This is a genomic window from Streptomyces sp. CB02056 (assembly GCF_001905545.1).
In the GTDB taxonomy this organism is placed as follows: Bacteria; Actinomycetota; Actinomycetes; order Streptomycetales; family Streptomycetaceae; genus Kitasatospora.
This window is the reverse complement of sequence record NZ_LIPD01000003.1, coordinates 202,240-224,762: the sequence shown is the minus strand read 5'-3', so window position 1 is coordinate 224,762 and position 22,523 is coordinate 202,240. Positions and strand designations below refer to the sequence as shown.

Here is a 22,523-nt window from a genome sequence, read left to right as displayed (position 1 = left end):
GCCAGGTAGAGGCGTTTCAGGGCGGCCTGCTCGTTCGGGAAGTGGCCGCAGGCGCTGGCGGCCCGGCGGTAGCGGGAGTTGAGGCTCTCGATGGCGTTGGTGGTGCAGATGATCTTCCGGATCTCGGTGTCGAAGCCGAGGAAGGGGACCATCTCGGGCCAGGCTCTCTCCCACAGTCGCACCACCGCCGGGTAGTTCGCCTCCCAAGCGGCCGTGAACTCGGCGAAGCGGTCCAGGGCCGCGGCCTCGCCTGGTGCGGTGTAGACGGGTTTGAGGTCTCGGGCCACCGCTGCCCAGTCCCGCTTGGCGGTGTAGCGGAAGGAGTTCCGCAGGAGGTGGACGATGCAGGTCTGGACCACGGTCTGCGGCCAGACTTGGGCGACGGCGTCGGGCAGTCCGGTCAGGCCGTCGCAGACCAGGATCAGGCAGTCCTTGACGCCTCTGTTCTTGATCTCGGTCAGGACGGACTGCCAGTACTTCGCGCCCTCGCCGCCGCCGGTGGTCCACAGGCCCAGGATGTCGCGGTAGCCGTCGGCGGTGACGCCCAGGACCACGTAGACGGGCCGGTTGGCGACCTGCCCGTCGCGGACCTTGATGTTCACGGCGTCGACGAACAGGACCGGGTATACCTCGTCCAACGGACGGCTTCGCCAGTCGGCCATGCCCTCCAGGGTCCGGTCGGTGATCGTGGAGACGGTCTCCTTGCTGGTGGTCATGCCGTAGACCTCGGCCAGGTGAGCGACGATCTCACCCGAGGTCAGGCCCTTCGCGGTGAGCGAGACGACCAGGTTGTCCAGACCCTCGGTGCGACGCGAATGCCTCGGCACCACCTTGGGCTCAAAAGTCCCGGCCCGGTCCCGCGGGACCTCGACGGTGACCGGGCCGGCCTCGGTCATCACCGTCTTCGAGCGGTAGCCGTTGCGGGCGTTGCCGCCCTTGCGGGAGCTACGGCCCGACCCGGCGGTGCCGGCCAGGTGCTCGTCCATCTCGGCTTCCAGCGCCTCCTGGAGCAGGTGCCGGGTCAGCTGCTGCAGCAGTCCGCCCTCGCCCAGCAGCTGCATCCCGCCGGCCCTGGCCTGCTCGGCCGCCAGCTCGGCGACCGACGCCACCACATCCGACCCGCCGGTGTTCTTCCTCGGACCCATGTCCAAGGCATCGGCCGATCCCTGCCCCGACGAAACCGATCCGTCAGGAACCGACTCGATCCGGTGATCCGACAGCGAGCTCATCAGTGTCTCCCTTGATCAGGGTGTCCACCGAATTCATGACACTCCCCCTCTCGGTCGGGACCGTACCGGGAGCGACGGTCACCGGCCTGCTCTTTTCGGGTGTGCAGCGGATTGAGGGTCCGGTGTAAGGGTCTGCGAGACTGCGGAGCATGTCGGATGCACAGGTCGTCGTCGTCGGTGGTGGGATCGCGGGGCTGGCTGCGGCCGCCTTCCTGAGCGGGGCGGCCGGGGGGCCGGCGCGGGCGCGGGTGACGGTGCTGGAGGCGTCCGGGCGGGTCGGCGGGAAGCTGTGGGGCGGGGAGGTCGGCGGGGTCCGGGTGGACCTCGGGGCCGAGTCGGTGCTGGCCCGGCGGCCGGAGGCGGTGGAGCTGGCGCGGGCGGTCGGGCTCGGCGGGGAGCTGGAGCCGCCGACCACCGCGAAGGCCGCGATCTGGACCCGCGGCGCGCTGCGGCCGCTGCCCGGCGGGCAGGTGATGGGCGTTCCCGGTGATCTGGAGGCGCTGGCCGCCTCCGGGGTGCTGACCGACGAGGGCCTGGAGCGGGCCCGGCACGAGCGGAGCACCGAGGTCGGCGACGACGTCGCGATCGGCCGCTACGTCGCCGACCGGCTGGGCCAGGAGGTGGTGGACCGGCTGGTCGAGCCGCTGCTCGGCGGCGTCTACGCGGGCCGCGCCGAGGAGATCTCGCTGCGCGCCGCCGTGCCGCAGCTGCTGTCGATCGCGCGTGACGGCGGCTCGCTGGTCGCGGGGGTGCACGAGCTGGCCTCGCGGCCGAAGGTGGTCGGCACCCCGGTGTTCCAGGGCCTGCGCGGCGGTCTCGGTACGCTGCCCGGCGCGGTCGCCGCGGCCTGTGTCCGGGCGGGGGTGGACCTGCGCACCGACGCCCCGGTGGACGAGCTGCGCCGCACCCCCGACGGCTGGCGGGTGGTGACCGGCGGCGAGGTGCTGCACGCGGACGCCGTGGTGCTGGCCGTCCCGGCGCCCGCCGCGGCCCGGCTGCTGCGCGAGGACGCCCCGGCGGCCGCCACCGAGCTGGACGCCGTCGAGTACGCGGGCATGGCCCTGGTCACCCTGGCCTTCCGCCGCGCCGACCTGGCCGAGCCGCCGAGCGGCAGCGGCTTCCTGGTGCCGCCGGTGGACGGGCGGCAGATCAAGGCGTCGACCTTCTCCTCGAACAAGTGGGGCTGGCTGGAGCGCTCCGCGCCGGACGCGTTCCTGCTGCGCACCTCGCTGGGCCGGTACCGCGAGGAGGAGGCGCTGGGGCTGCCGGACGAGGAGTTGGTGGCGCGGTCGCTGGCGGACCTCAGGGAGGCGATCGGGCTGACCGCCCGGCCGTACGACACCTTCGTCTCGCGGTTCTCGGCCGGTCTGCCGCAGTACCCGGTGGGGCACCTGGACCGGGTGGCCCGGGTGCGGGCGGCGGCGGGGCGGGTGGGGAAGCTGGCGCTGTGCGGCGCCGCGTACGACGGGGTGGGCATTCCGGCGTGCATCGGTTCGGCGGCCGCCGCCGCGGCCGCCGTCGACAGACTGCTGACCCCGGCGACCGGGGAAGGTTCCACGGAGAGGACAATGGGCGCATGACTGAGAGCGTTGAGCGGGAGCCGGAGCAGCGGCCCGAGAAGAAGAAGGCGCGCGACCTGAACCAGGTCATCCGCTACACCATGTGGTCGGTGTTCAAGCTCAAGGGCGGCCTGCCCGAGGACCGCACCGCCCTGGCCGCCGAGGTGGACGAGCTGTTCGCGCAGCTGGACGCCAAGGACGTGACCGTGCGCGGCACGTACGACGTCTCCGGTCTGCGCGCGGACGCCGACATCCTGGTCTGGTGGCACGCCGCCGACTCGGACGACCTCCAGGAGGCGTACAACCGCTTCCGCCGCACCGGCCTCGGCCGGCTGCTGGAGCCGGTCTGGTCGAACATGGCGCTGCACCGCCCGGCCGAGTTCAACAAGTCGCACATCCCGGCCTTCCTGGCCGACGAGCGCCCGCGCGACTACGTCTGCGTGTACCCGTTCGTCCGCTCCTACGAGTGGTACCTGCTGCCGGACGCCGAGCGGCGCGCGATGCTCGCCGAGCACGGCCAGATGGCGCGCGGCTACCCGGACGTGCGGGCCAACACGGTGGCCTCGTTCGCGCTCGGCGACTACGAGTGGCTGCTCGCCTTCGAGGCGGACGAGCTGCACCGGATCGTCGACCTGATGCGCGACCTGCGCCCCTCCCGGGCCCGGCTGCACGTCCGCGAGGAGGTGCCGTTCTTCACCGGGCGCCGCAAGCCGGTGAGCGAGCTGCTGAACGGCCTGGTCTGATGAACGGCCTGGTCTGAGCGGCCCGGCCGGAGCGGCCCACGGCTCCCGGAGGCCGGTTCCCCCTTGTCACACGGGGGAGCCGGCCTCCGTGCCGTCGCGGTCCGGTCGCGGACCGGCGAACTCGCGCAGCACGGAGGTGTAGTGGTCGCCGAGGCCGACCCGGGTGACGTCGCGGAGCCGGTACTTGGTCGGCTGCGGGTACCAGCGCGCCTCGGTGTCGACCTCGTGCAGCCGCAGTGAGCGGGGGCGCAGCCCGGTGACGGTGCCGACCCGGCAGACGTCCGGATCCAGGTGTTCGGTGTGCAGGGTGATCAGGCCGTACTCGGCGCAGGCGGCGGTGAGCAGCCCGGACAGGTCGTCCAGCGGCAGGTCGGCGCCGGGCGGGCGGACCGGCCACAGGCCGCGGCGGCGCAGCGCCCGTACGGTCAGGCCCTCCTCGCCGCCCCGGTCGCGGACCTTGCGCAGGTCGGTGGTGCGGACGGCGCTCCAGCCGTCGAGGCGGTGGTCCGTACAGCCGGCGAGCAGGGTCCAGACCGGGCCGGTGCCGAGGACGAAGCCCTCCAGCCGGTCCGCGCCGGGGAGGGTCCGGTGCAGCCGGACGAGCCGGCCCTCGGCCCGGGCGCGGTCGAGTACGGCGTGGTGGTGCTGGTCCATGGGCGGGAGTCTGCCCTGGTGGGAGGGGTCGGCGCAGCCGGTTTTCCCGGCTGTTGGCCGCCGCCCTAGCCGCGGTGCGGGCGCAGGGCGGCGCGGAGCCGGGCGTCGGGCAGGGCGGCGGGGCCGTTCATGGCGACGGCGGTGAGCAGTTCGCGCTCCTCGTCGTCGGCCAGGCCGCGCTGGCGGGCCGGGCGGACCTCGCGCAGCACCTCCTGCCCGATCGGGGAGGCCCAGCGGGTGTACGGGTAGACGTCGACGCGGGCCATCAGCAGGGTGCCGGAGGTGAGCACCAGCGGCAGCGAGAACCAGGCGAGCGGGGCGAGGGTGTCACCGCCGGTGAAGCCGTCGAGGGCCAGCGAGGCGGCCAGCAGGAGCAGGGACAGCAGCAGCGCGTGCCGGACCTGCCGGATCACCACCACGGTGTTGCGCTGAACCAGGGCCGGGGTGGCCAGGCCGGCCAGGGCGAGCCGGGCGCCGATCTCCAGCACGTTGGGGTGCTCGGCGACCGCCTGGCGCAGCTCGTCGGTGCGGCACTGGCCCTCGGGGCCGACGGTGGCGATGACCGCCCGCTCCAGGCGGCTGCGGCCCCTGGGGTCGACCACGGTGGTCCAGCCGGTGTGCGCCAGGTGGAGCCGTCCGCGGCCGGCCATCAGGACGAGGGCGAGTTCGACCACCCGGCCCGGGCCGCCGGCCAGGTAGGCGGTCTCGTACAGGCCGATGCCCACGGCTTCGGGGGGCCGCAGGCCGTTCTGGTCGGCGAGGGCGTCGGCGGTGGCGGTCATCCGGACCAGTCGGACGCAGGACAGGACAGCCGCGACACAGGCCGGTATGAGGAACAGCAACCACATGGGCTTGTTGTATGCCTGTGCCGACTGCGCGCGGAACGCCTTCCCGGTTCGCGATACCGAACTGTGACATCCGCCGGGTGCCGCCGGAGTCAGGAGCCGCAGCCGCCACCGCCGCAGCTCGACCCGCAGCTGGAGGACGACGAGGAGCCGCAACTCGACGAGCTGGAGCCGCAGCTGGAGGAAGAGGAGCCGCAGCTCGCCGAGGAGGACCCGCAGCCGGACGAGCCGCAGCCGGACCCGGAGGAGCCGGAGGAACCGGAGTCGGAGGAGCCGCACCAGGCGGCGGAGCCACCGTCGGAGCCGGAGGAGCAGGAGGACCCGGACGTGCCCGACGACGAGGACGAGGAGGTCGCGGAGCCGTTCGCGGCGGTGGCCTGCCGGAAGAACTCCTCGTCGTCGGTCGACGCGGCCAGCATCGCGGCCTCCAGCTCCGGCTCCCCCAGCCCGGCGGCGGCCAGGCCGCCGAGCGCGAGCGCGCCCAGCAGTGCGCCGCCGGCCAGCCGGGGCGACACCCCGGCATTGGGCTTCCACGGCCCCTGCATCAGGGACAGCTGGCGCTGCCCGGCCGGGGTGATCCGGCTCTTGACGAGCGGGGTGACGAGCAGCGAGACGACGCCCACGATCAGCAGGATGACCGGGATCCAGAGCTTCGGGCGCTCGTGGCCGGCGGCGCCGTCGTCGAGCAGCGGGGCGGCCACCATGGAGGCCGCCACCAGGAGCAGCGCGAGCCAGAGCAGCCGGCGGGCGGTGCGGGCCCGCCGCAGCCGCTCGGGGCGGCGCATCAGGCCGCGGTCGGCGAGCCGGTCGCCGATCTCCTGGACGGCGGTGGAGCGCATCACGGTGCGGCGCAGCGGGCCGAGCTGACGGCTCCCGGTCGGTCCGACGGCGTCCTGGACGGCCTTGTCGACCGCGTCGTACGGCTTGGCGCCGGTGAGCGTGACCAGGCCGGAGCGGCTGACCACGGCCTGCTCGCTCATGTGCATCCGGACCAGGGCGGTGTCGAACACCCGCGCCGGCCCGCCGGACAGGAACGCGGTGTCGAGCAGCGGCAGGCCGCGGCCGGGCAGGCCCTTGGCGTACCGGACCTGGCCGATGCGCTGCCGGGTCCGGACCGCGTGGACCGCGGCGGCCGCCAGCAGGACGGCCGGGACGATGAAGTAGCTGTTGTGCCACATGGGCGGTTCCCCCCGAGGTGGTGATGGTTCGTCAGGGCCCGGTGGCCCCGCGGTCGCCGACGGCCGGCCGGGTGTCCGACAGTCGACGGCTGCCGGCTACCGGCTACCGGCTACCGGTTACCGGTTACCGGCGCAGGGCCCGGCGCAGGCGGGTGAGCGGGCCCGGCGGTCGTACGGGGGCCGGGTGGAGCCACTGCTCCAGGGCCCGGCGGTGGTCGGCGGCGAGCGGGCCGCCGTCGGTGAGCACCCACTGCGCGAAGGCCCGGGCGTCGGCCCGGTAGCCGCCGGTCTGCGGGTGGGAGCGGGCGTAGTCGAGGAAGAGCGGCCCGTACCCCGCCCCGAGCGTACGGGGCAGGTCGGGGGCCACCTTGGCGGTGGTGTCCCGCCGCTTGGCGGCCAGGCCGGTGGACTGGGCGCGGACCTGGCGTTCGTCGAAGCCGGGCGGGACGGGGCCGCCGGCCACCAGGGCGGCCAGCAGCTCCTCCTGGCGCCGGGCCAGGCGCCGCCGGGCGGCGGCGAGGTCCTGGTCGGCGGTGTCCCGTGCGGTCCCGGTCAGGTCGGTCATCGTCGGGTGCTCCCCTCCAGCACCCGGCGGATGGCGTCCAGTTCACCGGCCAGCTCGCTGGGCGGCGGGAAGTTGGCGTCCCGCTCCAGCAGGACCCCGGGCGGGGCGGTCCGCGCGCACAGCTCGGCCAGCACCTCCAGCACCGGCTCGGTGACGGGGTGGGCGTGGGTGTCGTGCCAGACGCCGTCGACCAGGGTGCCGCCCGCGACGTGGACGTAGGCGAGCGCCTCCAGCGGCAGGCGGTCGAGCTCGGCGGCCGGGTCGATGCCGAGGTTGACCCGGTTGGTGTGCAGGTTGGCGACGTCGATCAGCAGCCGGACGCCGGTGCGCTCGACCAGCTCGGCTAGGAACTGGCCCTCGGTGAACTCGTCGTCCGGCCAGGCGAGCTGGGCGGCGATGTTCTCCAGGGCGAGCGGCACCGGCAGCTGGTCCTGGGCGATCCGGACGTTCTCGGCGATCACCCGCAGCGAGTCCCGGGTGCGGGGGACGGGCAGCAGGTGGCCGGCCTCCAGGCCGCCGGCCCGGACGAACGCCAGGTGCTCGGTGACCAGCGGGGAGCCGAGCGCCAGCGCGGCCTCGGCGAGCCGGGCGAGGCGGGCGGGGTCGGGCAGGTCGGCGCCGCCGAGGCCGAGGCCGACGCCGTGCGGGACGACGGTGACGCCGCGTCCGCGCAGGACGGTCAGGGAGTCGGGCAGGTGGTCGGCGCAGATGTTCTCGGCGACCACCTCGACCCAGTCCAGGCCGGGCTGGCGCTCGACCACGGTGTCGATCTCGCCGCGCCAGCCGAGGCCGACGCCCAGGCGGGGCGCGGCGTCCCGGGAGGCGGTGTCCCGGGGCGCGGTCGCCAGCGGTGCGGCGTCCTGGGGCGCGGTGTCCCGGGGTGCGGTGGCCAGGGCAGGGGAAGTCATCGGTTCGCCCCCTTCGGAGGGCCGGGTGGGAGAGCCGTCGACCGGTGCGGCGTCGTCGCCGGACCCGTGCGGCCGTGTTGCTGAGGATGTCCCCGGGTGGGGTGGCTGCCAAGCCTCACCCGGTCTTCTCAGAGCATTATTTGAGCATGTCGTTCCGGTCGTGAGGGACTTGGGTCCCGAGCCCGGGCCGTCCCCCGCAGGTGGGGGTGCCCTCCGGCGGATAAATCGGAGGCGCCGGGCGGGTGGGCGCGGCTAGCGTGGGAATCCATGACTTCTTCGAATTCCTCCCCCCTGACGATCCGGGACTTCCGTCCCGAGGACGCCGAGGCCGTGGCCGCGGCCCACCGGGCCGGGCGTGAGCACCTGGTGCTCTCCGCCGAGACCCTGCTCTGGCTGAACGGCCGGCCGAGCCCCGAGGAGCACTTCCGCACCTTCGTCGCCGAGCTGGACGGCCGGGTGGTCGGCGCGGTGCGCTGCGGGGTGGTGCTCGGGACGTCGGTCGCGGGTGTCGGCTACGCCAACGGCAGTGTGCTGCCCGGGTTCCGGCGGCGCGGCGCGGCCACCGCGCTGCTGGCCGCGGCCGAACGGCACCTGGTCGGGCACGGGGTGACGGAACTGCACACCTGGATGGACGACGAGCCCGCCTCGGTGGCCTTCGCCACCGCCCGGGGGTACCGGCTCGGGCGCACCATGCAGTTCGCCGGACGGGACCTGGCGCTGCCGCTGCCGCCGGCGCCCGTACGGCCGCCCGGCGTCGAGCTGCGCCCGGCCGCGGACTGGGCGGCCGACCCGCACCCGGTGTTCCTGGTCGAGGCGGACGCCATCCTGGACGAGCCCGGCAGCGAGGTGCCGATGGACGCCCTGGAGTACGAGGACTGGCTGCGCGACGACTGGAACCGGCCGGACCGGGACCTGGCCCTGAGCGTCGTCGCCGTGGTGGACGGCCGGCCGGCCGCGTTCAGCATGGTGCAGACCGACGGGGTGGACCGCTACTGGTCCGCGTTCACCGCCTGCCACCGGGAGTTCCGCGGCCGCGGGCTGACCAAGTCGGCCAAGCTGGAGTCCCTGCGGCTCGCCGCCGAGGCGGGCCTCCGGCACGCGTACACCAGCAACGACACGACCAACGGGCCGATGTTGGCGATCAACGCCTGGCTGGGCTACGAGCGCTGCGCGGCGGAGCGCAAGGGGATCAAGCGGCTGGGGCGGCCGTCGGAGCAGGACGCCTGACGCCGCCGGGCCGCGTCCCCGGACGCGGCCCGCGCCCGTACCTGTAGCCGTGCCCGTTTCGCCCCCGGTTTCGCAGTGGCGGGGGCCGGGCCACTTCGGCCAGATGTGGTCCAGACCACGTGGGACGAATCGGGACAGCCCGGGCTGCTTCGGGCGCGAAGTGGCTTGAACTGTAATGGTTTTGCTCCACTCCTGTCACGACCTGGGCATAATCGCGCACATGACGATCAGCCGTGCGAACGTGAGCGCGATTGCCGAGGACCTGTACGTGTGGCTCCCGCCGAAGCGGGGGTGGGGCCTGGCCAACTGCGGCCTGCTGGCCTCGGAGACCACCGCGCTCTGGATCGACACGCCGTACGACCCCTCGATGGCCGGGGAGTTCCTCGCCGCGAGCCGGCGGCTGCTGCCGGACGGGGTCGGGGTCGACCGGGTGGTCGTCACCCACGCCAACGGGGACCACCTGTGGGGCGCCGGGGTGCTGCCGGACGCCGAGGTGATCGCCACCCGCGAGGCGCTGGAGCACATCCACTGGGAGCCCACCCCGCAGCAGCAGCACGCGCTGGTCGCCAACAGCGACCCGGACTCGCCGCTCGGCGGCTACCTGAAGGAGCACTTCGGGCAGTTCGACTGGTCCGGCACCGAGCCGGTGCGCCCCGACACCGTCTTCACCGGCGAGCTGGAACTGACCGTCGGCCGCTACCCGGTGCGGATCACCAGCCTGCCCGCCGCCCACACCGGCGGCGACCTGCTGGTCCACCTCCCGCACCAGCGCGCGGTGTTCACCGGCGACGTGATCTTCTCCTCGACGCCCGAGCAGCCCGGCGACCACCCCTCGCACTGGGCCGGACCGCTGGAGAACGTCATCGGCGCCTGCGAGCAGGCCCTGGCCACCGGCGCGGAGATCTTCGTCCCCGGCCACGGCCCGGTGCTCGACCGTGACGGCGTCCGCGAGCACATCGGCTACCTCGCCTACGTGCGCGAGCGCGCCCACGCCCTGCACGCCGCCGGGATACCCGCGCTGGACGCCGCCCGGCGGGTGATAGCCGAGCAGCGCCACCCCGAACTCGGCCTGCCCGAGCGGCTGGTGATCACCGTCGCGGCCGAGTACCGGCACCTGGACGGCTCGGCGGCCCCCGGCGCCCTGGAGGCCCTGGGCCAGGTCGCCCTGGTGGCCCGGGAACTGGCCGAGGACGAGGCCCGCGCCCAGCGCCCGCGCACCGCCCGGCCCTGACCCCGCCAGGGCCCGGCACCGCCCGATCCTGATCCCGTCCGGCCCCGTCGCCCGGTCGTCCCGGCCGCACCACCCGGTCCACCCCGCAAGCACCCCCGAGGACTTCGATGACGCAGATCGCGCTGATCGTCCTGGCGCTGGTCGCCGCCGCGGCCGCGGCCGTGCTCGCCCGCGGCCGGGCCGTCGCCGTCACCCGGGCGACGGCCGCCGAGACCGCGCTCGGCCGGGGCGAGGAGCGCGCCCGGACCGCCGAGGGCCGGCTCGCCCGCGCGGAGCAGCAGCAGCGCGACGCGCAGGAGGCCGCCCGGCGCTCCGCCGAGGAGGCCCGGCGGGCTGAGGAGCGCACCCGGGCCGCCGAGGACAGCGTCCGCGAGGCGCAGGAGGCGGCCCGGCAGGCGCAGGACACCGTCCGGGACGCCATGCAGCAGGGCTCCGCCGCGACCGCCCGGGCCGAGCAGGCCGAGCGCGCGCTCGCCGAGGCCGAGGCGCGCGGCACCGCGCTGCTCGCCGAGATCGGCCACCTCGCCCAGGAGCGGGTCGCCGCCACCGCCGTACGGCTCACCCACGGCAACGCCCCGCTGGTCGGCCCGCTGGACCCGCAGGCTGTCGGCCCGGAGGCGGTCCGGGCGTTGCAGGGCGTCCTGGACGCCGCCCAGGCCGCCCTCGCCGACGAGCGCGAGCGGGTGGACGCCGCCGCCCGCGCCGCCATGCGCGGCGCCACCTCCCGGATCCAGACCCTGCTGTACCAGATCCAGAGCCTGGTCCAGCAGCTCCAGCACGAGAACGACGACCCCCGGCTGCTGGAGGTCGACTTCCGCAACGAGGTCGCGCTGCGCCGGATCCAGACCATCGCGGTGCTCTGCGAGGCCTGGCCGGGCCTGGCCCGCACCGACTCGCCGCTCGCCGAGGTGGTCGTCGGCGCGCTCTCCCGGGTGCCCGGCTACGCCCGGATCAAGGTCGCCAACCACCTGCGCGAGCAGCGCCTCGCCGTGGTCGCCCGGGCCGCCGAGCCGATCGCCGTCACCATCGCCGAGCTGCTCGCCAACGCCACCGCCTGCTCCCACCCGGAGACCGACGTCCCGGTCACCGTCCAGCAGGGCGGCCGCGGCGCGCTGGTGATCATCGACGACAGCGGCATCGGCATGGACGAGGACCAGCTGCGCCGCGCCCGCCGGCTGCTGGCCGGCCCGCCCGACATGCTGCTCACCGAGCTCGGCAACCCGCCCAAGACCGGCTTCGCGGTGATCGGCAAGCTGGCCCGCCAGTACGGCTTCTCCTGTCACATCGAGCCCTCGCCGTACGGCGGCATGCGGACCATCCTGCGCATCCCGGCCGCGCTGGTGACCGTCGTGGACGACGAGCAGCCGCTGTCGGTGCTCACCCCGCTGCCGCTGCGGGCCGGCTCCGGCCCGGCCCCGGCGCCCACCGTCGCGGCCGTCCCGCCGATGCGCGACGCGGACGAGCAGGACGGCCCGCGGCTCGCCGACCGCCACAACCAGCCGGGCCCGCACCCGGCCCCGGCCATCCGCGTGGTGCCCGACCCGGTCGCGGACGGCCCGGTCGCGGACGGCCCGGCGGGGGAGGGCCAGGCGGGTGCGTCCGTCCCGGCCGAGCCCGGCCCGGACGCCCCCGCGACGGACACCCCCGCGACGGACACCCCCGCGACGGACACCCCCTCGACGGACGCGTCCGCGGCCGACGACGGCACCGGCTTGCCGACCCGGCGCCGCCGCCGTCCGCTGGCCGCCGAGCAGCCCGCCGCCGTACGGCCGGCCGCCGCGAAGCCCGCTCCCGCCCGCGCGGCCGCGCGCACCCCCGAGCAGGCCGCCGCCCACTGGCAGGCGCTGCAGCAGGGCACCGACTCCGGCCGGGCCGCCGTGGCCCGGGCCGAGCGCGAGGAGGCCGCCGGCTCCGCACCCGGCCGGACCACCCCCGGAAACAGCGACAGCACCACCGGCACGACCGGCACCACCGGCATGAGCGCCACCGGTGGCAGGACCGCCACCACCCCCGGCGACACCACCGCCGACCGCGACCCCGGTGACCCGAGCACCGGTCCGACCTCAGAAGGAGCCGAGCAGTGAGCAGCACGCCCAGCCCGACCGCCACCGACGAGATCTCGTGGGTGCTGACCCCGCTGCTGGAGCTCCCGGGGGTGCTGCACGCCGTCATCGCCACCGGGGACGGCCTGGTCGAGGGCGCCTCGGACGGCCTGGAGCGCGCCTCGGCCGAGCGGGTCGCCGCGATGACCGCCACCGTGCACGCCGCCGCCCGGGCCTTCACCGCCGCGTTCACCGACGTCGAGCGGCCCCGGCTGGCCCAGACCGTGGTGGAGTCCGACCTCGGCTACGCCGTCGTGGTGCCCGCCGGGGAGAACACCTCGCTCGCCGTCTTCACCTCGCCGGACGCCCAACTCGGCAACGTCGCCTACCAGATGCAGCTGCAGGTCGCCGCCCTCGGTCGCGCGCTCGCGAGCCCGACCCGGCGGCAGGACGACGACGTCCGGTCATGACCGCCGTCCCCCGCAGGCGGATGGTGCCCGCCTACCTGGCCACCGGCGGCCGCAGCCGCCCCGGCACCAAGGGCTTCGAGCGGCTGACCGTGCTGTTCGCCGACCGCGCGGACCCGCCGGAGGCGCTCGACCCCGAACACCGCCGGCTCTGGGAACTGCTGCGCCCCGGCGCGCTGACCGTGGTGGAGGCCGCCGCGCACCTGAGCCTGCCGGTCAGCGCCACCGTCTTCCTCGCGGCCGACCTGGTCGAGGCGGGCTGCCTGCACGCCCGCGCGCCGATCCCGCGCGCCCAGCAGACCGACCGCTCCATCGTCGAGAGGCTCCTCGTTGGACTCCGTGCGCTCCGGTGACCCGGCCGCCCGGCCGGAACCGGAAGACCAGAGCCGGGTGGGCTACCTGCCCGACCAGGACCAGACGCTGATGAAACTGGTGGTGGCCGGCCCGTTCGGGGTCGGCAAGACCACCCTCATCCGGACCCTCTCCGAGATCGCCACCCTGCACACCGAGGAGGCGATGACCGAGACCGGCCGCCCGGTGGACGACCTGGCCGGCGTACCCGGGAAGTCCACCACCACCGTCGCCGTCGACTTCGGCCGGCTCACCCTGCCCGGCAACGTGGTGCTCTACATGTTCGGCACCCCCGGCCAGCGCCGCTTCTTCCCGCTCTGGCAGGACATCGCCCGCGGCGCGGTGGGCGCCCTGGTGCTCGCCGACACCCGCCGGCTGGCCGACTCCTTCGAGATCATGGACATGGTCGAGGAGCAGGGCCTGCCGTACGCCGTCGCCGTCAACCGCTTCCCGGACGCGCCGGACCACCCGGTCGAGGTGCTGCGCACCCACCTGGACCTGCACGCCGCCACCCCGCTGCTGCTCTGCGACGCCCGCGAGCGCGACAGCAGCCTGGACGCGCTGATCGCGCTGGCCGAGCACGTCCTGGAGGCCCTGCCCGCCGCCCCCGCCGGCCCGGACCCCGCCGGCCCGGACCCCGTAACCTCGGACCCCGCCACCCCGGAGCAGCCGTGACCGTCGAGTCCCGCCCGACCCCGATCCACGGCCCGGTCTTCGCCGCCGACCCCCAGCTGGTCTACGAGCGGCTGCGGCGGCACGGCGCGGTCGCCCCGGTGGAGATCGCACCCGGCGTCGAGGCCCTGCTGGTCACCGACTACCAGGCCGCGCTGGACCTGCTGCGCGACACCGACACCTTCTCCAAGGACTCCCGGGCCTGGCAGCGGACCGTCCCGCCGGACTCCCCGCTGCTGCCGGTGCTCGGCTACCGCCCGACCGCGCTGTTCAGCGACGGCGAGACCCACGCGCGCTACCGGGCGGTGATCACCGACGCCCTCGCGCTGTTCGAACCGCACCGGCTCCAGCGCCAGGTCGCCGAGACCGCGCACCGGCTGATCGACCGCTTCGCCGCCGTCGGGCACGCCGACCTGATCGCCGAGTACGCTCGCCGGCTGCCCGCCTTCGCGCTCACCACCTGGTTCGGCGTGCCGCAGGAGCAGCGCGAGGAGGTGGTGGACGCGATCACCGGGCTGATCGAGTCCACCGCCCGGGCCGGCGCCTCGTACGGGAAGCTCCTGGCGGTGGTCACCGCGATGGTCGCCGAGCGCCGCGAGCGCCCCCGGCACGACCTCACCTCGATGTACGTCACCCACCCCGTCGGGCTGGACGACGACGAGGTGATCCGGCAGATCACCCTGACCCTGATCGCCGGGCACGAGCCGACCACCAACCTGATCGGCAACGCCCTGCTGCGCCTGCTCACCGACGCCCGCTACGCCGGCTCGCTGTTCGGCGGGGCGATGACCGCCCACCAGGCGATCGACGAGGTGCTCTGGCACGAGCCGCCGATGGCCAACCTCTCGGCCCACTACCCGCGGTACGACATCACCTTCCACGGCCGCGAGATCAAGGCGGGCACGCTGGTGCTGGTCTCGTACGCGGCCGCCAACTCCCAGGCCGCGCCGCCCACCGACGGCGGCGGGCTGCGCAGCGGCGAGAGCGCCCACCTGGCCTGGGCGGCCGGCCCGCACGCCTGCCCGGCCCGGGACCCGGCCCTGCTGATCGCGATCACCGCCATCGAGCAGCTGGGCAGCCGCCTCAGCGACCTCGAACTGTCCACCCCCGCCGAGGACCTGCTCTGGCGCCCGGGCCCGTTCCACCGGGCCCTGACGCACCTCCCGGTCCGCTTCGCACCGGTCGAGGGGTAGGCCCGGACAGGCCCGTTATAGCGCGGAGGCCCGGACACCGTATGTGTCCGGGCCTCCGCGCGCGGGTCCGGCCCTACTCGGCCGGCTTCAGCGTCAGCGAGACGCTGTTGATGCAGTACCGCTGGTCCGTCGGCGTGCCGTAGCCCTCGCCCTCGAAGACGTGCCCGAGGTGCCCGCCGCAGCGGGCGCAGCGCACCTCGACCCGGCGCATGCCGAGCGAGGTGTCCTCGATGTACTGGACCCGGTCCCCGGCCAGCGGCGCGTAGTAGGACGGCCAGCCGCAGTGGCTGTCGAACTTGGTCTCGGAGCTGAACAGTTCGGCCCCGCAGGCCCGGCAGCCGTAGACGCCGACGGTCTTGGAGTCGGTGTACTCACCGGTGAACGGCCGCTCGGTGCCCGCCTCGCGGAGCACGTGGTACTCCTCGGGGCTGAGCTGGGCGCGCCACTCGGCCTCGGTCTTCTCGATCTCGTAGCTCATCACGGGCTCCCGGTCGCGGTGGACGTCGGACGGACGTACGTCAGACGTTGGAAGCAACGTTCGCGAGGTGCCGCAGGATTTCCGGGCCGAGGTTGGTGACGTCCCCGGCGCCCATGGTGAGCAGCAGGTCGCCCGGGCGGGCGAGGCCGGCCAGCAGGGCGGGGGCGGCGGCGAAGGAGTGCTCCGCGGTGACCTCGGCGCCGGCCCGGCGGGCCGCGTCGATGATCAGCTCGCTGGTCACGCCGGGGATCGGGTCCTCGCGGGCCGGGTAGATGTCCAGCACCACCGAGGCGTCGGCCAGCGCCAGCGCCTGGCCCATCTCCTCGGAGAGCTGCTGGGTGCGGCTGAACAGGTGCGGCTGGAAGACCACCAGCACCCGGCCCCCGCCGGTCAGGCCCTCGCGGATCGCCTCCAGGTCGGCGGTCATCTCGGTGGGGTGGTGGGCGTAGGAGTCGATCACCTGGACCCCGCCGGCCTCGCCCTTGAGCTGGAGCCGGCGGCGCACGCCGGTGTAGGCGCCGAGCGCCTTGGCCAGGTCGGCGGCCGGGACGCCCAGCGCGACGCCGGCGGCCAGCGCGGACACCGCGTTGTGGGCGTAGTGGCGGCCGGGCACCGAGACGGTGAAGCTCAGCTCGGCGCCGTCCAGCAGGACGGTGACCTCGCTGGTCATGCCGTGGGCGACCACCGAGAGCACCCGCAGGTCGGCGTCCTCGGCGGAGCCGACCGTCACCACGTTCAGGCCCTCGCGGCCGGCCACCCGGGAGGTGAGCTCGCGGGCGCCGTCGTGGTCGGCCGAGACCACCAGGGTGCCGCCGGGGACGATCCGGCCGACGAAGGTCTCGAAGGACTCGTAGATCTCCTCGATCGACGCGTAGTTGGCGTGGTGGTCCAGCTCCACGTTGAGCACGATCGCCACCTCGGGCGCGTACTTGTGGAAGCTGCGGTCGCTCTCGTCCGCCTCCGCGACGAAGATCTCGCCGGTGCCGTGGTGGGCGTTGGAGCCGGGCGCGTCGAGGTCGCCGCCGATCGCGTAGGACGGGTCCAGGCCCAGCTCGCCGAGGGCGACGGCGAGCATGCTGGTGGTGGTGGTCTTGCCGTGGGTGCCGGCCACCGCCAGCGCCCGGCGCCCGCCCATCAGCGCCGCCAGCGCGTCGGAGCGGTGCACCACCGGGATGCCGCGCTCGTGGGCGGCCACCAGCTCCGGGTTGTCGGCCCGGATCGCGCTGGAGACGACCACGCTGCTGGTGCCGTCCGGCACGTGCTCGGCGGCGTGGCCGACGTGCACGGTGGCGCCGAGGGCGCGCAGCGCGAGGACGGTCTCGGACTCCTTGGAGTCGCTGCCCGAGACGCTGGCCCCGCGCACGGCGAGGATCTTCGCCAGGCCGGACATCCCGGCGCCGCCGATGCCGATGAAGTGCGGGGCGTGCAGGTCGTGCGCGGCGTCGTTCAAGGCGTGGCTCCGTAGGGGCGGGGGCAGACAGGGCGGGCGGACGGGTCGGGAAGACGGAATCGTCCTCGCGGGCGGACCGCAAGGACGATTCTGCACCACCGGCGTGCCGGGCCGGTCGGGTCAGGAGTCGCTGGCGAAGAGCCTGAGCACGGGGACGCCCACCTTGTGCCGGGCCTGGGAGGCCCAGTCGCGGTGGAAGAACTCCTCCACGAAGTGCGGTGAGGTGAGCACCACGACCTCGTCCGCCCGCTGCTCCCCGACGACCGCGCGCAGCCGCTCCAGCGGCTTCTCCCCGACCAGCTCGCCGACCGCCTCGGCCCCGGCCGAGCGCAGGTGGCGCAGGCTGTGCTCCAGCGACTCGCCGGCCACGGTCGGACCGCTCTCGGACTCGTCGTGCTCGTGCACCACCTTGTCGAGGTGGCCGAGGGCGACGTCGTCGAGCGCCCGCAGCAGTTCGTCCTGCCGGCCGCGCGGCTGCATCAGGACGACGAAGGACACCTTCTCCTCGCCGTGGAGCGTGGTGACGAGCTCCACGTCCGCGTCGGAGAGAGCCTTTTCGATCATCAGTACCGTCTTGAACACGTGAGTCCCTTCCAGTGGCCGGCCCCCGGGCCCCGGCATCCCATAACGGGATCACGATCAGGGGGTCACGGGGTTGTCCGAACCGGGGTGACGCAGGTAGCGGGTGAAGAGGAATCCTTTCTGCTCGATCAATGAGACCAGCCGCATCCGCTGCACGTCCGGCATTCGGGCATCGTGCAGGATGCGCGGCGCGTCGCCGCCGGTGAGCAGCGGAGCCAGCGACAGGCACAGCTCGTCCAGCAGGCCGGCCGCCGCCAGCTGCCCCAGCAGGCGCGGGCCGCCCTCGGTCAGCAGCCTGGTCCAGCCCCGTTCGGCCAGGGCCGCCACGCCCGCCCGCAGGTCCACCGAACCGGTGCCGGCGAGCACCAGGTCGGCCACCCCGGCGACCGCCCGGCGGCGCTCCGCGGGGGCGTCCTCGGTGGTGACGACCACCGTCCTGACCAGCGGCTCGGTGAACAGCGGCGCGGTCAGGTCCAGCTCCAGCGAGCGGCTCACCACGGCGATCGCCGGGGCGGGCGCCTGCCCCGCCGCCGCCCGGGCCGCCGCGAACTCCTTGCGGGCCCGGGCCGGCCGGTAGCCCTCGGCGCGGACCGTCTCCGCGCCCACCACTACCACGTCCGACAGCGCCCGCAGCACCCCGAAGATCCGCTTGTCGGCATCGCCGGAGAGGCCCTCGGACAGCCCGTCCAGCTTGGCCCCGCCGTCCAGGCCGGACACCATGTTGGCGCGCAGCCAGGGGCGCCCCTGATTCACCTGTTCGGGGTACGCGTAGACGGCGGCGAGCGATTCCAGTGCGGCCGGATCGGCGAGCCGCCCGCCCAGCGGGCTGATCAACTGTTGCATGTCCCCAGTCTTCCACCGCGGGCCGTGGGCCGTTCGGGGCCGCGGGTCGACCGGCTCGGGGCCGCGGGTCGTTCGGACGGCGTACGGGGCAGGCGTACCCTCTACTGATGTGCCCGCAGCCTCCCACTCCGCAACCGCGACCGAGCCGATAGCAGCCGCACACGCCTCCGGCTCCCCGATCGCGCTCACCGACCGCCGACCCGTCGTGCCCGCCGAGCGGCTGGTCGCCGAGATGGTCCCGCCGCCCCGGTTCGCCGACGTGAGCTTCGGGACGTACATTCCGGACCCGACCCAGCCGAGCCAGTACGAGGCCGTCCAGGTCCTGGAGCAGTTCGCGGCGACCCTCGGCGGAGGAAACGGTTCCGCGCCCAAGCGCAGCTGGTTCCGCCGCTCCGCCCCCGCGCCCACCGGCCCGGCCGGGGTCTACCTCGACGGCGGCTACGGCGTCGGCAAGACCCACCTGCTCGCCTCGCTCTGGCACGCCGCCCCCGGCCCCAAGGCCTTCGGCACCTTCGTCGAGCTGACCAACCTGGTCGGCGCGCTCGGCTTCCAGCAGGCCGTGCGGACCCTCTCCGGGCACACGCTGCTCTGCATCGACGAGTTCGAGCTCGACGACCCGGGCGACACCGTGCTGGTCTCCACCCTGCTCGGCCGGCTGGTCGACAACGGCGTGAAGCTGTGCGCCACCTCGAACACCCTGCCGGAGAAGCTCGGCGAGGGCCGCTTCGCCGCCGCCGACTTCCTGCGCGAGATCCAGGGCCTGTCCGCGCACTTCCGCCCGATGCGGATCGACGGCCAGGACTACCGCCACCGCGGCCTGCCGGACGCCCCGCCGCCGTACACCGACGAGGCCGTCACGGCCGCCGCGGCCCGCACCCCCGGCGCCTCGCTGGACGACTTCGACGCCCTGCTCGCCCACCTCTCCGCCGTCCACCCCAGCCGCTACGGCGCGCTGCTGGACGACGTCGCCGCGGTCTGCCTGCGCGGCGTCCGCCAGATCGACGACCAGTCCACCGCGCTGCGCCTGGTCGTGCTGGCCGACCGGATGTACGACCGCGAGCTGCCGATCACCGCCTCCGGCCTCCCCTTCGACCAGGTCTTCCCGGAGGAGATGCTGCGCGGCGGCTACCGCAAGAAGTACCTGCGCGCCATCTCCCGCCTGGTCGCCCTCGCCCGGGACAGCGCCAAGGCCTGACCCGTGACCCTCCCCCTCGCTCGGCAGTTGTTCCCACTGCCGAGCGAGGGGGAGAGGCATGACCGGTGACGAGTCCAGGGCGGGCTACGGGATCGAGATCGAGCCCGAGGTGCGGGTGTGGCTCCAGAACTGCCCGACCGTCGAGTACCGGGCGGCCGAACGCGCCGCCGACCGCCTCGCCGAGGACGGCGAGGCGCTGTCGTTCCCGTTGGCGAGCCACCTGGGCGGCCCGCTGCGCGAGTTGCGGATCGGGTCCATGCGCATCACGTACTGGCTCGCGCCGGGGCGGAGGGCTGTGCTGCTGACGGTCTTCCGCAAGACTAGGAACCGCGAGACCGATCAGGTCGAACGGGCGCGCCGCGCGCAGAAGGTCTGCGAGGCGGAGCACGGGCCCGCCGCCGATCACGAGATCTACGACCGGGAGGAGCAGCGATGAGCAGCGGCTACCACACCCGTTGGACCGTGCCGGCGGAGCACCGGGAGAGCGAGGAGTACCGCGCGGCCGGGCGGCGGATGGCGCTGGCCGAGGCCGTGTACGCCCGACGCTCCGCGCTCGGGTGGACACCCGCCGAGCTCGCCGAGCGGGCCGGGCTGGACGAGGAGACCGTCGAGGGCATCGAGGAGAGCGGGGTCGATCCGACCCTTCCGCTGATCGAGCGACTCGCCGCCGCCTTCGACTCCGTCGTGCGGATCGACCCCGCCCGGGAGCCGGCCATGAGCTTCGAGGCCCACGCGGCCTGATCGAACCGGCCTCGCTTGTCGGTGGTGGGTCGTACCGTTGAGTGGTGCGTCCCATCACGAGTATTGAGCGGTCCGTGGCGCCTTTCGAGGTCGTCAGCCCCTTCCAGCCGAACGGTGACCAGCCGGCGGCGATCGCCGAGCTGGAACGGCGGATCAGGGGAGGGGAGAAGGACGTCGTGCTGCTCGGTGCCACCGGCACCGGCAAGTCGGCCACCACGGCCTGGATGATCGAGAAGCTGCAGCGGCCCACCCTGGTGATGGCGCCGAACAAGACGCTGGCCGCGCAGCTGGCGAACGAGTTCCGCGAGCTGCTGCCGAACAACGCGGTCGAGTACTTCGTCTCGTACTACGACTACTACCAGCCCGAGGCGTACGTCCCGCAGACGGACACCTACATCGAGAAGGACTCCTCGATCAACGAGGAGGTCGAGCGGCTGCGCCACTCGGCGACCAACTCGCTGCTCACCCGCCGGGACGTGGTGGTGGTGGCCTCGGTCTCCTGCATCTACGGCCTCGGCACCCCGCAGGAGTACGTGGACCGGATGGTGCGGCTCAAGGTCGGCGAGGAGATCGACCGGGACGAGCTGCTGCGCCGCTTCGTCGACATCCAGTACGCCCGCAACGACGTGGCCTTCACCCGCGGCACCTTCCGGGTCCGCGGCGACACCATCGAGATCTTCCCGGTCTACGAGGAGCTCGCCGTCCGGATCGAGATGTTCGGCGACGAGATCGAGGCGCTGTACACCCTGCACCCGCTCACCGGCGAGATCATCAGCCAGGACGACTCGGTCCACGTCTTCCCCGCCTCGCACTACGTGGCCGGCCCCGAGCGGATGGAGCGCGCGGTCAACGGCATCGAGGCGGAGCTGGCGCTGACGCTCGCGAAGCTGGAGAAGCAGGGCAAGCTGCTGGAGGCCCAGCGGCTGCGGATGCGCACCACCTACGACATCGAGATGCTGCGCCAGATCGGCACCTGCTCGGGCGTCGAGAACTACTCGATGCACTTCGACGGCCGCGAGCCCGGCTCCCCGCCGAACACCCTGCTCGACTACTTCCCGGAGGACTTCCTCCTGGTCATCGACGAGTCGCACGTCACCGTCCCGCAGATCGGCGCGATGTACGAGGGCGACGCCTCGCGCAAGCGCACCCTGGTCGAGCACGGCTTCCGGCTGCCCTCCGCGATGGACAACCGCCCGCTGAAGTGGGAGGAGTTCCTGGAGCGGACGGACCAGACGGTCTACCTGTCGGCGACGCCCGGCCCGTACGAGCTGTCGCGTGGCGACGGCCAGGTCGAGCAGATCATCCGCCCGACCGGCCTGATCGACCCCGAGGTGATCGTCAAGCCGACCGAGGGCCAGATCGACGACCTGGTGCACGAGGTCCGCAAGCGGGTCGAGCGGGACGAGCGCGTCCTGGTCACCACGCTGACCAAGAAGATGGCCGAGGACCTCACCGACTACATGCTCGGCCTGGACATCCGGGTCCGGTACCTGCACAGCGACGTGGACACCCTGCGCCGGGTGGAGCTGCTGCGCGAGCTGCGGGCGGGCCGGTACGACGTGCTGGTCGGCATCAACCTGCTGCGCGAGGGCCTGGACCTGCCCGAGGTGTCGCTGGTGGCGATCCTGGACGCCGACAAGGAGGGCTTCCTGCGCTCCGGCACCTCGCTGATCCAGACGATCGGCCGTGCGGCCCGCAACGTCTCCGGCCAGGTCCACATGTACGCGGACAAGATCACCCCCGCGATGGAGAAGGCCATCGACGAGACCAACCGCCGCCGGGCCGTGCAGCAGGCCTACAACAAGGAGCACGGGATCGACCCGCAGCCGCTGCGCAAGAAGATCGGCGACATCCTGGACACCCTCGCCCGCGAGGACGTGGACACCGACGAGCTGCTCTCCACCGGCTACCGGAACCAGGGCAAGGGCAAGGCCCCGGTCCCGGCGCTGGGGGCGGAGCGCAAGCCGGCCAAGTCCCTGCCGGCCGCCGAACTGGCGGACCTGATCCAGGAGATGACCGACCGGATGCACACGGCCGCCGCCGACCTCCAGTTCGAGGTCGCGGCCCGGCTGCGCGACGAGGTCAAGGAGCTGAAGCGGGAACTGCGGCAGATGCGCGAGGCCGGAGTGGCGTAGCCGCACCCGCGGGGGCGCACCCGTACGGCGCCGGGCCTGGCCGGAATGACACCGGTCAAGTCCGCGGGTGTCTCAGCCTTGCCACAAACGGGCAGACCCGGGGGAGCCCGGGGTGCCGCAGGCCCTAGGCTGGCCTGCGGCATCGTGCCCTCGGGACGGGGTTTGCGGGCCGTACGCAGAGGGGGCCTCAGCCGGGGGACGGCGACGGGGTGTTCCACCGTGGAGCCGCTCGGCT

At 74.1% G+C, this 22,523-nt stretch carries 21 protein-coding genes and 1 pseudogene; 13 read left to right on the top strand and 9 right to left on the bottom strand.

Going from position 1 to position 22,523, the window contains the following annotated elements; translation table 11 throughout:
* Positions 1–1,145, bottom strand: a 1,145-nt coding sequence (locus tag AMK13_RS08375; RefSeq protein ID WP_158077679.1) for an IS256 family transposase, incomplete at its 3' end; no start/stop codon positions are given.
* Between the two features lie 233 nt (positions 1,146–1,378).
* Between AMK13_RS08375 and hemG the strand changes: the two genes are divergently transcribed.
* Entirely contained in the window at positions 1,379–2,809 is a 1,431-nt protein-coding gene (hemG, locus tag AMK13_RS08370) for a protoporphyrinogen oxidase (RefSeq protein WP_074001690.1), read from the top strand.
* A complete protein-coding gene (gene hemQ / locus AMK13_RS08365) occupies positions 2,806–3,531 on the top strand; it encodes a hydrogen peroxide-dependent heme synthase (RefSeq protein ID WP_049651284.1) in 726 nt (241 codons plus the stop codon). The genes hemG and hemQ overlap by 4 nt, the downstream gene beginning before the upstream one ends.
* A 66-nt stretch (positions 3,532–3,597) precedes the next feature.
* On the opposite strand, the gene AMK13_RS08360 is transcribed toward hemQ, so the two are convergent.
* The 4 genes and pseudogenes from AMK13_RS08360 to AMK13_RS46390 form a co-directional block, all read right to left on the bottom strand.
* The gene (locus AMK13_RS08360) at positions 3,598–4,185 is read right to left on the bottom strand and encodes a hypothetical protein (protein ID WP_074001689.1); all 588 of its coding nucleotides are present in this window, start codon (positions 4,183–4,185) and stop codon (positions 3,598–3,600) included.
* Positions 4,186–4,250: 65 nt separating this feature from the next.
* Complete coding sequence (locus AMK13_RS08355; RefSeq protein WP_074001688.1) at positions 4,251–5,033, bottom strand: TIGR04222 domain-containing membrane protein; 783 nt, start codon at positions 5,031–5,033, stop codon at positions 4,251–4,253.
* Between the two features lie 89 nt (positions 5,034–5,122).
* Positions 5,123–6,208 carry a TIGR04222 domain-containing membrane protein gene (locus AMK13_RS08350; protein ID WP_074001687.1) on the bottom strand — a complete coding sequence of 362 codons (1,086 nt, stop codon included), beginning with the start codon at positions 6,206–6,208 and terminating at the stop codon, positions 5,123–5,125.
* Positions 6,209–6,332: 124 nt separating this feature from the next.
* Positions 6,333–7,621: pseudogene (locus AMK13_RS46390) on the bottom strand (DUF692 domain-containing protein).
* 327 nt (positions 7,622–7,948) lie between these two features.
* Here AMK13_RS46390 and AMK13_RS08340 point away from each other — a divergent pair.
* From AMK13_RS08340 to AMK13_RS08310, 7 genes are all read left to right on the top strand, one after another.
* On the top strand, positions 7,949–8,908 hold the full coding sequence (locus AMK13_RS08340) for a GNAT family N-acetyltransferase (protein WP_074001686.1): 960 nt from the start codon (positions 7,949–7,951) through the stop codon (positions 8,906–8,908).
* A 220-nt stretch (positions 8,909–9,128) separates the two neighbouring features.
* The gene (locus tag AMK13_RS08335; RefSeq protein ID WP_074001685.1) at positions 9,129–10,139 is read left to right on the top strand and encodes an MBL fold metallo-hydrolase; all 1,011 of its coding nucleotides are present in this window, start codon (positions 9,129–9,131) and stop codon (positions 10,137–10,139) included.
* A gap of 107 nt (positions 10,140–10,246) precedes the next feature.
* Positions 10,247–12,223: an ATP-binding protein gene (locus tag AMK13_RS08330; protein ID WP_074001684.1), complete on the top strand. Its 1,977-nt coding sequence runs from the start codon at positions 10,247–10,249 to the stop codon at positions 12,221–12,223.
* A complete protein-coding gene (locus AMK13_RS08325) occupies positions 12,220–12,651 on the top strand; it encodes a roadblock/LC7 domain-containing protein (protein WP_049649591.1) in 432 nt (143 codons plus the stop codon). Before AMK13_RS08330 ends, AMK13_RS08325 begins: the two co-directional genes overlap by 4 nt.
* Positions 12,648–13,001 (top strand): DUF742 domain-containing protein, encoded by a 354-nt coding sequence (locus AMK13_RS08320; protein WP_049649592.1) that lies wholly within the window; start codon positions 12,648–12,650, stop codon positions 12,999–13,001. The genes AMK13_RS08325 and AMK13_RS08320 overlap by 4 nt, the downstream gene beginning before the upstream one ends.
* Positions 13,002–13,071: 70 nt before the next feature.
* The gene (locus AMK13_RS08315) at positions 13,072–13,674 is read left to right on the top strand and encodes a GTP-binding protein (RefSeq protein WP_079272039.1); all 603 of its coding nucleotides are present in this window, start codon (positions 13,072–13,074) and stop codon (positions 13,672–13,674) included.
* Complete coding sequence (locus AMK13_RS08310) at positions 13,671–14,864, top strand: cytochrome P450 (RefSeq protein WP_049649594.1); 1,194 nt, start codon at positions 13,671–13,673, stop codon at positions 14,862–14,864. Before AMK13_RS08315 ends, AMK13_RS08310 begins: the two co-directional genes overlap by 4 nt.
* Positions 14,865–14,937: 73 nt before the next feature.
* Here the strand turns inward: AMK13_RS08310 and msrB are convergent, their stop codons facing one another.
* The 4 genes from msrB to AMK13_RS08290 form a co-directional block, all read right to left on the bottom strand.
* Positions 14,938–15,342, bottom strand: a complete 405-nt coding sequence (msrB, locus tag AMK13_RS08305; RefSeq protein WP_049649595.1) for a peptide-methionine (R)-S-oxide reductase MsrB — start codon at positions 15,340–15,342, stop codon at positions 14,938–14,940.
* Positions 15,343–15,382: 40 nt separating this feature from the next.
* Complete coding sequence (murC, locus tag AMK13_RS08300; protein ID WP_074001683.1) at positions 15,383–16,792, bottom strand: UDP-N-acetylmuramate--L-alanine ligase; 1,410 nt, start codon at positions 16,790–16,792, stop codon at positions 15,383–15,385.
* A 120-nt stretch (positions 16,793–16,912) separates the two neighbouring features.
* Positions 16,913–17,374, bottom strand: a complete 462-nt coding sequence (locus AMK13_RS08295) for an indole-3-glycerol phosphate synthase (protein ID WP_107086353.1) — start codon at positions 17,372–17,374, stop codon at positions 16,913–16,915.
* Positions 17,375–17,431: 57 nt separating this feature from the next.
* Positions 17,432–18,217, bottom strand: a complete 786-nt coding sequence (locus tag AMK13_RS08290) for a pyrimidine reductase family protein (protein ID WP_074001682.1) — start codon at positions 18,215–18,217, stop codon at positions 17,432–17,434.
* A gap of 148 nt (positions 18,218–18,365) precedes the next feature.
* On the opposite strand from AMK13_RS08290, the gene zapE reads away from it, so the two are divergent.
* From zapE to uvrB, 4 genes are read left to right on the top strand one after another with little or no spacing between them, the layout of a single operon-like run.
* Positions 18,366–19,412: a cell division protein ZapE gene (gene zapE / locus AMK13_RS08285; protein ID WP_241852830.1), complete on the top strand. Its 1,047-nt coding sequence runs from the start codon at positions 18,366–18,368 to the stop codon at positions 19,410–19,412.
* Positions 19,413–19,470: 58 nt separating this feature from the next.
* Complete coding sequence (locus tag AMK13_RS08280) at positions 19,471–19,848, top strand: type II toxin-antitoxin system RelE/ParE family toxin (protein WP_074001680.1); 378 nt, start codon at positions 19,471–19,473, stop codon at positions 19,846–19,848.
* The gene (locus tag AMK13_RS08275; protein WP_049649601.1) at positions 19,845–20,153 is read left to right on the top strand and encodes a helix-turn-helix domain-containing protein; all 309 of its coding nucleotides are present in this window, start codon (positions 19,845–19,847) and stop codon (positions 20,151–20,153) included. The genes AMK13_RS08280 and AMK13_RS08275 overlap by 4 nt, the downstream gene beginning before the upstream one ends.
* 44 nt (positions 20,154–20,197) lie before the next feature.
* Positions 20,198–22,288 (top strand): excinuclease ABC subunit UvrB, encoded by a 2,091-nt coding sequence (uvrB, locus tag AMK13_RS08270; protein WP_049649602.1) that lies wholly within the window; start codon positions 20,198–20,200, stop codon positions 22,286–22,288.
* The last annotated feature ends 235 nt before the right edge of the window (positions 22,289–22,523 follow it).